This is a genomic window from Cyanobium sp. PCC 7001 (assembly GCF_000155635.1).
GTDB lineage: Bacteria > Cyanobacteriota > Cyanobacteriia > PCC-6307 > Cyanobiaceae > NIES-981.
The window spans coordinates 2572305-2585170 of sequence record NZ_DS990556.1 but is presented as its reverse complement, the minus strand read 5'-3'; the positions used below and the strand labels follow the sequence as shown (position 1 = coordinate 2585170).

General features: G+C 63.0%; 10 protein-coding genes. 3 read left to right on the top strand and 7 right to left on the bottom strand.

Going from position 1 to position 12866, the window contains the following annotated elements:
* The first annotated feature begins 277 nt into the window (after positions 1-277).
* The gene (locus CPCC7001_RS15370) at positions 278-580 is read left to right on the top strand and encodes a hypothetical protein (protein ID WP_156796790.1); all 303 of its coding nucleotides are present in this window, start codon (positions 278-280) and stop codon (positions 578-580) included.
* 28 nt (positions 581-608) lie between these two features.
* Here the strand turns inward: CPCC7001_RS15370 and CPCC7001_RS14145 are convergent, their stop codons facing one another.
* Positions 609-1463, bottom strand: coding sequence for a glycosyltransferase (locus CPCC7001_RS14145; protein ID WP_006910699.1), 855 nt, complete (start codon positions 1461-1463; stop codon positions 609-611).
* Positions 1464-1546: 83 nt separating this feature from the next.
* Between CPCC7001_RS14145 and CPCC7001_RS12565 the strand changes: the two genes are divergently transcribed.
* Both CPCC7001_RS12565 and CPCC7001_RS12560 read left to right on the top strand, forming a co-directional pair.
* Complete coding sequence (locus CPCC7001_RS12565) at positions 1547-3958, top strand: glycosyltransferase family A protein (RefSeq protein ID WP_006911706.1); 2412 nt, start codon at positions 1547-1549, stop codon at positions 3956-3958.
* Positions 3955-4860: a hypothetical protein gene (locus CPCC7001_RS12560; RefSeq protein WP_006909633.1), complete on the top strand. Its 906-nt coding sequence runs from the start codon at positions 3955-3957 to the stop codon at positions 4858-4860. The genes CPCC7001_RS12565 and CPCC7001_RS12560 overlap by 4 nt, the downstream gene beginning before the upstream one ends.
* Here the strand turns inward: CPCC7001_RS12560 and CPCC7001_RS12555 are convergent.
* The 6 genes from CPCC7001_RS12555 to CPCC7001_RS12535 all read right to left on the bottom strand — a co-directional run bounded on the left by CPCC7001_RS12555 (position 4827) and on the right by CPCC7001_RS12535 (position 12741).
* On the bottom strand, positions 4827-6197 hold the full coding sequence (locus CPCC7001_RS12555) for a glycosyltransferase (RefSeq protein WP_006910012.1): 1371 nt from the start codon (positions 6195-6197) through the stop codon (positions 4827-4829). The genes CPCC7001_RS12560 and CPCC7001_RS12555 overlap by 34 nt on opposite strands.
* Before the next feature lie 147 nt (positions 6198-6344).
* The gene (locus tag CPCC7001_RS15365; protein ID WP_156796788.1) at positions 6345-7730 is read right to left on the bottom strand and encodes a sugar ABC transporter; all 1386 of its coding nucleotides are present in this window, start codon (positions 7728-7730) and stop codon (positions 6345-6347) included.
* Positions 7731-7822: 92 nt separating this feature from the next.
* Positions 7823-8614 (bottom strand): ABC transporter permease, encoded by a 792-nt coding sequence (locus tag CPCC7001_RS12545; RefSeq protein WP_006909567.1) that lies wholly within the window; start codon positions 8612-8614, stop codon positions 7823-7825.
* 18 nt (positions 8615-8632) lie between these two features.
* On the bottom strand, positions 8633-9523 hold the full coding sequence (locus tag CPCC7001_RS15360) for a hypothetical protein (RefSeq protein ID WP_156796787.1): 891 nt from the start codon (positions 9521-9523) through the stop codon (positions 8633-8635).
* Positions 9516-10046, bottom strand: coding sequence for a DUF1997 domain-containing protein (locus tag CPCC7001_RS12540; protein ID WP_043369108.1), 531 nt, complete (start codon positions 10044-10046; stop codon positions 9516-9518). Before CPCC7001_RS12540 ends, CPCC7001_RS15360 begins: the two co-directional genes overlap by 8 nt.
* A 4-nt stretch (positions 10047-10050) precedes the next feature.
* Positions 10051-12741, bottom strand: coding sequence for an RNA helicase (locus CPCC7001_RS12535; protein WP_050757142.1), 2691 nt, complete (start codon positions 12739-12741; stop codon positions 10051-10053).
* Positions 12742-12866: the final 125 nt, after the last annotated feature.

Below are 12866 nucleotides of genomic sequence, written 5' to 3'. Positions count from 1 at the left end.
TTGATGCCCCCACTGAGGCCGCTGGCCGGTCATCAACGGCGGCCCATCCCCCTCTCGCTCCATGCCTGATCTTGCCAAGACACCCCGCAGAGCTCCTTCAAAGGGTGGATTCCTGAAACGGATCCTCCGAAGCCTCGGCCTATCTCGCCGGCCAGCCCCCAGACGGAAGCTGGCCGGCCTGCTGGGCAACCCCGAACAGCGCACGCCCAGCGAATGGCGGGCCTGGCGCAAGGCCACCACTGTTCGGGTCAAGGAACTGCTGGCCAACAAAAAGGGCGTGGTGGCGGCCAGGGAACTGAGCCGTGCTCTGCTGCAGGACCCGGACTTCCCGGAGTTCCACAGCCTGCTCAAAGAGGCTGCTGCCCTCAAGCTCAAACGTGATGCGAAGGCGGGCAAGGCAGATCCCTGGGCCGATCTGCCAGCCGATCTCAGGGAACAGGCCCTTGAGCTTGAAGGGTTTCAGCTCTACGTCGATGAAGTGGAGCAGTTGCTCGATCAGGCCGGCTTCGGCGCCCTCCCAGCTCCACCGGCGACCGCCAAAGCCAAAGCGTCCTCCGCGACTGGCAAAACATCCCGCTGAACGAACCCCCGAAGAAACCACCAGAGCTTCACCGCACCATTTCTGCGACCTCCCCTCGGCAGATGCGCAACATCACCTCGGCCCGGGCTTCAAACCCATGCTCCGAAGCCACACAGGCTGCGATCTGCGCCATCAGACCCGCCTGGTCACGACGAGCCATCACCTCCCGGAGTGTCTGCCATGGATCGTGATCCGGACCATGCACCACCACGCCGGGCAACAGGGCGTCGGGACATCCCGGTGCCATGTCGGTGATCACCGGAACACCGCAGGCGAGCACGTCGAAGACGCGGTTGTTGAGATAGCCGAAGTCGCGCATGGCGCCATGGTGATCGTTGAGCACAGCCAGGCTCTGGGCATACAGCTTGGGCAATTCGTGATTGCTGATGCTCTCGCGCTCAGCCTGGATGCCATACCGATCCCAACCGGCCCCGATGATGGTGAGAGGGATGCCACTGCGGGCAAAGGCAAGAATCAAGGGACGATCCACGCCGCGGGTGTTGCCGACGAACAGCAGGCCCCTGGAGGGCAAGGGCGGAGTGCCGAAACAGCGAAAGTCCGTGGCCTGCAGCAACACGTGGGTGGGTCGCCCGCTGAGGTAGGCCAGCCGCTTGCGGTCCTGCCGGGAGGCCACAAACACACGGTGATAGGACGCCAGCTCTTCGCGGCTGATGTCGAGGGGCCAGCTGATCTGCCAGAGCAGGCGCCGCCTGTGGGGACAGTGCTCTAGCCAGGCCGGCTTGGGGCGGAACTTACCCCGCAGCACCAGCAGGGTGGTGTCATGGGGGGGGAGCGGCGCCGTCTCGTAGGTATCGCGGAACAGCAGCCTTGTGGCCACCCCCTTGGCGCGAAAGGCCCGCTGCAGGCTCTGGGCGAAGGCCACATCCCCCCACCCTGCGAATACGGCGGGATCCCCTGGTGCGGCGACAAGGAGATCGAGGTGCCTCAAGCGGGACGCGAAGATGGGTGTCCATCCTCGCCTGGCCGATCACCCTGGACGTCCACACCCAGCTCAATCTGCAGGGACTGGTTCAGCGGCTGCATGCGCTGCCTGGGGTGGGGCACTACGTCTTCGTTGGGGGCCTGGACCAGTTGCTCCTGGTGCCAGGCCAGGCCCTTCCCGAAGCCTGCAGACCCTGGCTGCTGAGTCTCGAGAGCGCAGAGGGCCTGCCTGAAGGTGATGTCCTTGACGGCGGGCCTGGCGAAGCGGTGCTGGGCCTGCTGCCCGTGCACTGGAGTCGTGGGCTCCTGACTTCCGCCAACGGGGTTCCGGCGTTGGCGGAGCTGCCCGGACTGGCCAATCGGATTTGCAACCTGGCGGATCTCCCCTGGGAAGAACCCTGCAGATCCGAGCTGTCCGCGGCGATCCGCGCCTACCGACTGGCCGCAGCGGCGGCGCCGTACGGAGCGGCCGGGCTCCTGGGCCTGCTCCAGCAGGAACGACGGCTGCGGCACCGGATTGATGGCCGCAGCTGGCCTGGGCAGCGCTGGCGGCCACCCGTTGATCCCAGCGGCTGGATTGGCCCCGACGACGAGCCGAGTGCGGACCAGGCCGATCAGCTGGTGGCACTGGTGCATCTGCTGCCGGAGGACGAGCAGGTTGGCTTCGCCGTGCAGATGGCCGGGCACCTGCGGGATCTGCTGACTGCCACGGCAGGCGAGGCGCCAACCCAGCCCCCGCCGCCATGGGTGTGGTCCGCCTGCGAGGCCCTGATCGGAGGCCTCAACACGCGAGACCTCCAGCTGGCCGCCGTGGGGGAGGGACTCCGCCGCCACACCCTCACCGCAGCGCGGCGCCTCGAGGATCCGTTGCTGCGGGCCACGCGCCTGCTGCGGACCCTCGACAGTGGCAGCCTGCGGCGGGACCCCGGGCTTGTCGAAGCCCTGGCCGCAGCGGTGGACACCGTGGTGGATCAGATCGATGAAGCCTCCAGACTCGGAGACGGTCAGCGGCGGCGCCTGCTGCAGCGTCAGCTGGCGGAGGCCCTTCGGGGGGTGGGGTCCAACATCCTGCTGCTGAAGGAGCTGGTGCTGCAGCTGAGTCCTGCCAGCTGCAGCCAGCTACCCCAGCGCCAGCCGCCCTCAGCCTGCCTGCTGCTCCTGAAGGGGCTTCTGGTGCTGGACAGGGAGACCGTGATGGCCTTGCCGGTGGAACGGCAACAGGCCCTGATCCAGCTGTTCGAGCGGCTGTTGCCGCGGGTGTGGTGGCAGGCGGAGCTGCTGCGCGTCCTGCTGCGCGACCTGAGGCGCTTTCCTCTGGATGGTTCCTGGCTGTCCCTGCAGGGCGGCACGGTCCTGGAAGGAACCGTGCGGCTGCACCGGTATCTGGTGGCACCCAGTGCCGGGGCCGACCAGGAGATGGAGCTGATGCGCTGGCAACTCCTGGTGCTGCTGCGCTTCACGGGCGGCGTGAAGGACCGCATCAGCCTCCTGCGCCGCCTGCAGGAGATCAATCCGGGGGCTGCAGGACGCTGCTGGCAGGGTGGGGAGGAGTCGGCGGTCCTGGAGGCTGCCTGTGCGGGGCTCGGCGCCCACACCACATCCCTGCTGCGGCTGTGGGCGGAAGCCAGGCAGGTGCCCGATCTGCTGCCGCTTGCAGGAGACGGATCCGGGGGGGTGCGGGGCACATTCGAGCGGGTTCTGGAGCACTGGCGGCACAGCGAACGCTGGCGATCTCCCAGGACCGGGGCTTCCATCGCCGTGGTGATCACCACGTTTCGGCCGGACCTGGAGCGCCTGGCACAGACCTTTGAGGCTCTGGCTCTGCAGACGCTGCCTGCCGAGGAGATCCTGGTGGTGGATGACGGATCACCTGCGGTGGAGGCGGAAGCCCTGGCGCAGCTGATCGATCTGCACCACTACGGCAGGAACCTGCCACTGAAACTGCTGCGGCAGAACAGCAACCGCGGCCAGTACGCCTGCCGCAACGTGGCGATCGCGGCCAGCCGCTCGGAGCTGCTGGCGATCCAGGACGATGACGATCTCTCCCATCCCCTGCGGTTGGAACGGCAGTGGGAGGCGCTCCAGGGCGGCAAGCTGGCCTGCTACGCCCAGCATGTGCGTCTGGATGAGGCCACGGGCCACCCCCAGCCCGATGGCGATGGCACCCGGGCTGTCGGCGATGGCATCACCACCTTGATGGTGCGGCGCAGCACGGCCGTGGAGCTGGGCGGGTTCTACCCGGTGCGCTCCCGTGGGGATGTGGAGTTCCGTGAGCGGCTGCTGCGGCGCTTCGGGGAGGGGGCGATCGCCTGGCTGGAGCAACCCCTGTACCTCATGCGAGGCGCCCCCACCACGATTTCGTCCGACTTCGAGTACGGCTGCAGTCTGCGGCTGCCCACCTGGCGCCGGCTGATCCGGGAGGGGTACCTGGCATGAGAAAAACGGTTCCGGTGCTGATCGGCCTCACCTCGATCCGGGGCCGCGAAGGTGCGCTGCGGCGCACCCTGGACACCCTGCTGCAACAGATTCCGCCGGATGCCAGTCGGCCGGTGTCGCTGCACCTGTTCCTCTCACAGGAGCCCTACCTGCTCGATCAGGGATTTGCCGCCATTCCAGGCTTCATCCAGCGCAGGATCGAGCGTTCGCGACGCACGGCCATTCCCCTCCACTGCCACATGGTGGAGAACTCGGGGTCGTACCGCAAACTGCTGCCCATGATCAGTCTCCTCTCGACTGAACAACGGCGTCAGGACCCCTACCTGATCACCGCCGACGACGACACCCTCTACCCCAGAACCTGGCTGACCCGCCTGCTGGAAGCTCAGGAGCGACTGGGCTGCGTGGTGGGGTTCCGCGGCCGTCGCATGGTCGTGGAAGACGGGAGGATTGCGCCGTACCACCGCTGGATCAAGCACGATCCCTCCCTCACTTCACCCCATCCGCTCACGGTGCCCACAGGCAAGGATGGAATCTGCTACCGGCTCAGTCAGCTGCATGCCGGGGTGTGTGATCTCAAGGCCGCCCTGCGGCTGGCCGGCCATGCGGACGACCTCTGGTTCAAGCATCACACCCTGCGCCTGGGAGTTCCCAGCGCCCTGCTCAACCCCTCGCTCAGCCTCGAATTCCCTGAACTGTCCGCCGATGGGCGCCGGGTCCGGCCAGCCAGGCGCTCCGTTCCGCTGAAAAGCCTCTTCCTCACGATCAACAAAAGCGGCGGCAACGATGCCGTCATGGAACGGCTGGTGGATCCGGAGTTCTACCCGCTGGCGGCTGCGGCGTTTGAGGAGGAGATGCCGGCTGCACCTCAGGAGCCGACCCAGCGGATCGACATGGCCTGAAGTCGCCGCTCCACCGCCGCCCGCAAGGACGCGCGCAGGGAGCCCCGCCAGGGCACGAAGGCACATCCGCCCTGGTCCACAAGGTCGGGGGCACTGAAGGGGCGCTCCAACAGGATGAACTCCAGACGGATCGCGGGGTGCCACACCAGGCTGGCCAGGATGGACCGGAGGCAGAAGGGGGCCCAGAGGTGGAGCGGTTGCTGCTCAGCCAGTTCTGCCACCAGGGTCTGCCAGTCGGAGGGCCACTCCGAAGGAGGCCACTGGGAAGTGTCCGCCGACGGCAGCAGCAGATGCAGGCCGTGATCGGTGGGCAGTTCCAACCGCAGAGCAGCGGGGTCGTCGGCCAGCAGGGCCGGCCTTGAACGCGGAGCCGGCACCAGCTCGGGCAGGGCAGCTCGGCTGGCAAGAAAGCCTTCGTACTGCCTCAGGCGCTCGGCGCAGAGGAGCTCGCGGTGATGGCGGATCCATAGCCAGTGATCCACCACGGACTTGGAACGCGCTCTTGGCTGGGCATCACGCAGCCATGGCTTGGGACCGGCAAAGTGGACAAGGGAGAGACCCTCGGTGCAGCCCTCAAGGAACTGCACCACATACTTGATGTTGCAGTTGAAATTGACAGGCATCAGCTCCACTGAATGCTCAGCAAACAGAAGATTCCAGACCTTCTGATCCGCGAAACTGTCCAGAAGAGGACACACCGGCTGGGCGGCCAGGCTGATGAGACGATGCATCCGATCCAGCATGGCTGGCCCGAGGGCCCAGCCCGGGATGGAGATCATCCCCGAATTCAAGACGGGTTTGCCCGTGTGGGCACTGACAAGGCCATAGGGGAGTGCCCCGCAATCGGGCACGGCACGGAAAGCCTCCCCCGGGGCCCACAGGGGATCGAGTGGCCCGAGGACCAGCACATCGGAATCCAGCACGATCACCCGACGAAAACCCTCCAGCGCGAAGGCATAGGTATTCAGATAACCCAGCAGGCCGATCCGCTCACGGTTGGGCGAATCCAGGGGAAGAGCGTCCGCCCAGGAAGGATGGGGAACCTCAAAGCGCACGCGGGGATGGATGGCTTCAAGCTCGGCACGTGCCACGGAACCGAGGCTGCCGTCATGGAAGACCACGACCGGACTGGAGAGCTCTGGATACACGGCCCGCAGCGAAAGCAGCAGGGCCTCGAGACCGGGAAGGAAGCGATCGTTGGCCACCGTCACGAAGGCCACATCCGGGCCGGGATTCGTGGCGGTGCCCGTGACGTTCGGCAGGAGGCGTTCCGGCCACCAGATCTGGTCCTCGCTGGAGGCAGCGGGGCCTGTGCTCAGGGAGCTGTAGGGCGGCAACAGGGCCTGCTGACGCTCCTGGCTGAGCTCACGGGAGAGACGCTTGACGCGAGCAACAAGCCTGTCGCGCTGCCTGCGAGCGCTATCGCGCTGCTCACGGAAGACATCGGCAGCCCTCGTTAGCCTACGGCGCCAAAACAAGAATCGTTACTGGCGTCGGGAAATGCCAAGGACGAAACTGGCGACACCCCAGCCCACCAGCAACAGACCCACGAGCGAAAGAAGGCCTTTCCAGCGCCAATCGAGAGATTGACCTGAGGGGGTCTCCGGATTACTGAGCAGTACGAGGAACTTGAGCTGACGTTGACTCTCGAGCCTGCTGTTGTCCGCAGCGAGCTGGGCAGCCTTGACAGATGCCTCAGCGAAACCAACTTCCGTTTGGAGGTTACGGAGCTTGACGAGCCTTTGGTTGAGATTTTTTTCGTCTGGCCCTACCAGTTTGGCGCGCTCTTCATCAATCTGCTGCTTCAACTCAATGATCTGGTCTGTGACAAAGGCAACCTCAGGGGCGTTGGGGTCCAAGAACTGACGACGTAGCCTGCCCTCCTCAACCTGAAGATCCACCAATTTGGCCTCCATGCCGGCGATGTAACGACTCGTGGCTTCTGCAGAGGCCTCGGGATTAATCTCGCCCTGACTGTCATTGAAGGCCGCCAAGGCTTGCTGGGCCTTAGCCAGACGCTCACGAGCATTCTCCAGCTCCTGCTCGGCAAACGTTTGCTGATTGCGGCTGATATTCTGATTAGAGGTGTTAAGAAAGTTCTCAGCCTCGTTGAGCAGCAGGCGATTGAGCTCGAAAGCGGTTGCGGGGTTCAAGCCAGTGGTCGTCAGCTGGATCACACCGGTCAGATCCTGGGGAACAACGCTGACTTGCCTCCTGAAAAAAGCAAGTTTCTGGTCAAATGGGGCATCTTTGGGCATGCCCGCAAACGGATCAAGACCCTTTTTGGCGTAGGTCGTCTCCGGCTCCAACCGCAGGAACACCCTTTGCATCACCTCGGGTGATGTCAGATAAACAGCAAGGAAGCGGCCGTCTTCCAACGACCCCAGCATTGTCGGACCTGCAAGCACGGTCCCAAGCAGGGACGGGGTGACATTGTTGGGTGCTTGCGGCAAGCGAACAATGAAATCCGAGGTGACCTGGTAACGGCTACGGCCAATCACACCGAAGTAAGCAACACCGGCAACCAGCACCAAAGCCGCCAAGCGCTTCGGTCCAGGGACAAGCCACCGTCTGTAAGGGGCGTTGCTGGCTCGATTTTTGAGATCATCCCAGCGGGAACGCAAGCCTGGCTTGGTTGAGTCCGTGCCTTGGGGAGTGGGTCCTACGTTGGGAAGCTCGTCCTCAGCCAGGCCCAGGGCACGGAGCACCTGCGAGAGCGAACCGCTGATGCGACCTGCCAAACCACCAGCAATCATCCCCACCTCAAGCGCACTGGCTTCAGGCCGACCCTGCAGACCATAGCGAGCATGTCGGCGCTGGCGAGCCGAAGCGGAGGCGAGCGTACTGCGCTTGCGGTTGGAAGACTTCATCGGGACGATCCTATCATGGACGTTCTATCGCCCAACCCGATTCAACCAACCCACGGGCGCGCTGGCAAGTGGGGCGCAGCCATACAAAAGAGTCATTCCTCGTCGGAGAGAAGCAGAGATTCGTTGTTGCCATAAATCACGAAGCCAAAGCCAAGCAAGAACACCGTTGATCCGATCAGGTATGCAGCAGAGACCCCCGGAATTGGATAATCATGATTAAACGAATGGCGCAATAACTCAATTCCGTGGGCCAGGGGATTCCAAAGAATCCAACCGCGGAAGATATTGGGGATTGTGCTGATTGAGAAGAAGATGCAGGACGTGAACAGAAGCAGCCTCCTTACGGCAGTCCTGGCAAGACTGGCTACAAATGGAAGACGATGGCCAATGATCAAGGTAACCAGACCCACTCCAAACGCGAGGAGCGAGAGCATGATGAAGTAAAAGACGGCAAGACCTGGCTCCTCAACGATGGGCTTCCATTCATAGAGAAAAGATCCAAGGATAAAGGCAAGGATCAGCAGGGAAAAAACCTGGGTATCAAGGACAGCAGAGCCAAGCAGGTAGTCAATTGGCCGGATTCGGCTGTAATAGGTGAGCTTGGTGCTTTTCTTCACTCCACCCAGAGCCTTGAGTGCCACTTCCGAGAACATGAAGAAACCAACAAAGCCAATGGCCATCCACATCACCGGATTGATGTAATCAGGCTGAAGGCTGCCTTGCGTGCCGAACAGCCGAAAGGACATGAAGATGGCGATGAAGAATAGTGGCTCTACAAAGACACCGGCGACACCCATGGGGCCTTTGGCCGCCCGCATCTGCAACTCGCGCCTGGCAATGGCGTTGACAATCCTGACCTGAAGGAGCAGTTTCTGAAAGATCATCGATGCAAGGCCGTCAGATCAGGAAGGTAGGTTTCGATCCTGAGAATTCTCGAGGCCAGGATTAGAACCCGTGCTGGGCTGGCTGGCTTCGAGAAGCTCATTCATGGTGTCTTCAAGTGAATCTTCAACATCGGAATGCTGCCTCAGGGATCGGGACAACGATCGATCCTTTCTGGCAGCTCGAACTTCCTTCGCAAGGGTGGCGCATTCATCAGGCGTTCCCTGGAGAATAATCTGACCATCTTTGAAGACGATTCCTGTTGTGCAGTAGTCTCGAGCAAAGCTTTGAGAGCCAGAAGCTTCCGCGATCAGGGTCCTGCCCTCCAAGCGGCGATCAACTAGGCGCTTGACTTGTTGCATGAAAGGAACTTCGGATCGGCAGTTCCAGCCATCGAAGCGCATCACCGGATACACATCAAACTGGAAGGCAAGAGACAGCGCAAGCTTGAATCGATCCTTCATGCCGCTGGAATACTTTTCCAGAGGCTGATCGAAGAGCTCTCCGAGATCACAAAGCTTCTCAATAAAGTCAAGCTCTCTTGTATCGTCATCATAAACTCCATACACCGAGATCAGGAAGTCTGCGTTGTCTCTGCCTGACAAGGAAGGCATCAGCGGCATGCGAGAGCCAATCACCCATGAGGAGCATCCGCCAACCAGCAACGTGCCGGAGCTGATCGGATCATGGCCTGCAAGACAGCTCAAGAAAGCCCTGCTTGTCTCCATACCGTCGGCGAATAAAGCGAGTCGACTTCCCGCCGGAATCGTGATGGAGACATCGTCAAGTGCAGCAAGCGACCGCGTGCCCCCCAAGGACACGCGCCTGGTGACATTCTTGAAATAGATCGTGCCGCGATCCAGGTCATCGGAGCTCCTCGGCTCGATCCGAGGGTCCATGATGTCAGTCACTACCACGCTGCATCCAGGCCTGGGCCACCAATGGTAACCGCGTCTGGCAACGCTTTTCCAGCCGGGCCAGACAGGCCAGCAGAGCCTGTTGGCCCAGAAGACGCAGCAAGGAGCGCGGCAGGAGCCGGGCCGCCGAGCCCGAGGGGATGACAAGACGGGTGGTGGCCTCCGCCATGAGCTGGCTCTCCGTCGGCCGGATCACCGCGTCCATCTCGAAACGGATCGGAGGCTGGGTCGCCCCAGTGGGGAAACCGTGCAGCTGACAGTCCTCTAGCCGGATCGACACTGCCGTGCCGTCCCACTCCGCACGAAAGAGAAGCTCAGGCTGAAGCTCCCAGGGCCCCACAGCAACCGGACGTGAGCGGTAACGGAAGCGACTCGGGCCCAGCTTCCTCAAGCGATCCCGGCTGAGCAGGGCTGCCAGCACCCGGCCAGGGTGGCTGGCAAAGCGGCGCGCCCCTGAACGCTGCAGGTCGACCACCGTCGCCAGACCTTCACTCAGCTCGAGACTCCCACTGCTCATGGAGTCATGACTCCGTTGGAAGGAGGTCCTCAAGTTCACAGACCGGAAAACGGTTGATGCTCTTCAGCGCAAGACGGGCGTGATCACGCAGTTGCTGTGTCACAGCCTCGCAGTAGGGCACCTGGCTGAGAAGGTCCACCGTGCGTCTCATCACCCTCACCACATCTCCCTCATCCAGCGAGGTATTGGCCATCACCTCGCTCCAGCTGGTGCCTGAGGCCCAGGCATGGACAAGCCCGGTGAGTTCCGGCTCCCACCAGATCGGGAACGCCACTCCGGCATTGTCCTGCTGGCGTGCGATCTCCCGACGCAGGCTGCGAAGGTCATGGAGGGCTTCCTCCACGGCAGCCGGAGGCGCCCAGGCGCACCAGAGATCGGGGCGGTTGACCTCGGTGGAAATGGCTTCCAGCACCGAAGCCAGTTCAGCCGGGGTCAGGGCGTCCAGGTGGCCGGTCATCAAGGCCAGCCCCAGCCACAACTCATTGTCACCGCGCAACGCCGCTACGGTGCGGCCCACATCGGTGGGCTCCAGACCATCCTCACCGGCCAGAGCCCCGAAGTGGCGGAGCACCTCGATCAGGGCCATGAAGGTGTCCCAGTGCCGATTGGAGCGGAAATGCAGCAGCCGCTGGCGCTCCTCCAGTTCGGCCGCCACCTCGTCCATCCGGCGGCGGTGGCGCTTGAGCTGCCTGCGATCACCCCAGCGGTGGGCCGGATGGAGCTCAAGCGCCTCCTCCAACTGGCGCACCTGGCGAGCCTGCTGCTGCACCTCGCCGGCCAGGTCGTACTGGGGCGTGGCCATGTCATGGCGCCGGGCCATCGAGCTGACGGCCAGGGCGAGCCCGCCACTGGCCTGGTCGCCATGGCGTAGTTCACCGGGATGGCGCAGGGTTGGAACATCGAGCTGCTGCACCTGGAGGCAGCTGAGTTCGGCGTGCAGACTCACCACCGCACTGCAGGGGAGCAGGATCCAGAGGTTCTCATCGGTGAGACAGAGCAACAGGGGAAACTGGCCGGAGCCCTGGATCTTCTCGACGATCACAGCCGGGGTGATCCGGCCCCGCAACTGGGGGGCCTTGAGGCTCACCAGGGTGCCCTCACTGGCGAACTGAAGAGCAAGAGTGAGCTCGTGAGCGACCGTTTCTTCAGCCTGATGCTGAAGGGTGCGCAGCAGGCGCCGCTCCTCACGGAGGCGACTGCGCTGCTTCTCGTAATCCTCGAACTCCTCCCATGGCACCTCTCCTCCACCGGCCTCGAGCGAGGCAAGCTGGGCGCGAAGCTCGCGGATGCGGGCCTCATCCTCGGCCAGGTCGAGGGTGGCGAGATAGCGACCGAAACTGCGCTCCACAAGCTCCCTGGCCTTGGGCAGGTCATAGCGCTGGAGAAGATTCAGCACCATGCCGTAGCTGGGAGTGAACTGGCTGGCCAAAGGATCAGCCGGTGCCAGCGCCAGCTGGCCCGCCTCGCGCACTCCCTCGAAGCGGCTCTGCACGGTGACGACGTAACCCTGGGAATCAAGCCCGCGGCGGCCGGCCCTGCCGGCCATCTGGAGAAACTCGCTGCCCATCAGCGGCCGGTGGCCGCGCTCGGTGCGCTTGGAGAGGGCCGAAATCACGGTGGTGCGGGCCGGCATGTTGATGCCGGCGGCCAGCGTTTCGGTGGCGAACACCACCTTGATCAGACCCTGCTGGAACAGGTCCTCGATCAGCTCCTTCCAGGCCGGCAGCACCCCGGCGTGATGGGAGGCGATGCCCCTCAACAGTGGCTCGGCGTGACCATCGCGAACGGCCTCGGATGAAACCTCCGTGAAAGCCTCAAGCTTGGCCCGGATCCGTTCCTGCTCCTCGGCGCTGACCAGAGAGACCTTGCCGAGGTCACGCACTCCCCTGTCACAGCCACGGCGGCTGAAGATGAAGTAGATGGCCGGGAGCATGTCGCGCTCCGCCAGCTGGGCAATCACAAAGGCCAGGGGTGGCGCCTCCGGTTGCGGAGGCTTTGGGGTTTTCGGTCCCTTACGGCGGTGCCCCTTCGGCGCCCTCCAGACCTTGCAGTTCGGGTGGAGGTCCGTGCCGGCGTCATTGAGAAGCGGATGGAGGCCTTTGGCGCTGCAGAAACTGAAGTCCAGGGGGACAGGCCTATGATCGCTGTAAATCAGCCGGGTCGGTCCATGAACCCGGTCGATCCAGTCAGTGAGCTGACCGGCATTGGCCACAGTGGCGGATAGGGCCACCAACTGAATCGAGGGTGGGCAATGGATGATTGATTCTTCCCAGACAGTGCCGCGCTGGGAATCGTTCATGTAATGGCACTCATCGAGCACCACGGCCTCGACATCTGCCAGCGGATCATCATCGGGGTTGTCGATCTCCGCATAGAGCATATTGCGGAAGATCTCGGTGGTCATCACAACAACCTGGGCCTCCCGATTGAGGCTGAGATCACCGGTGAGCAAACCCACCCGCTCCGCACCGAACTGTTGACGGAAATCGCGTAGTTTCTGGTTGGAAAGCGCCTTGAGTGGGGTTGTATAGAAAACCCTCTGGCCGTGCTCCAAGGCACGGTAGATCGCATATTCTCCGATAATCGTCTTCCCACTGCCTGTGGGCGCACTCACAACAACAGAACTTCCCTGGCTCAAGGCGTCCAAGGCTTCAAGCTGGAAGGAGTCTAAAGGAAAAGGAAAATAGGAATTCACAGATCTCTACAGAACATAGGCACCCAGCAGCCAAGGCACTAGCGGTAATGAGCCGGTCAATGGCGACCTGCGAAAGCAGGAGCGGAATAAACAAAAGCAAGGTGAAGACAACATTGCACCTCTAT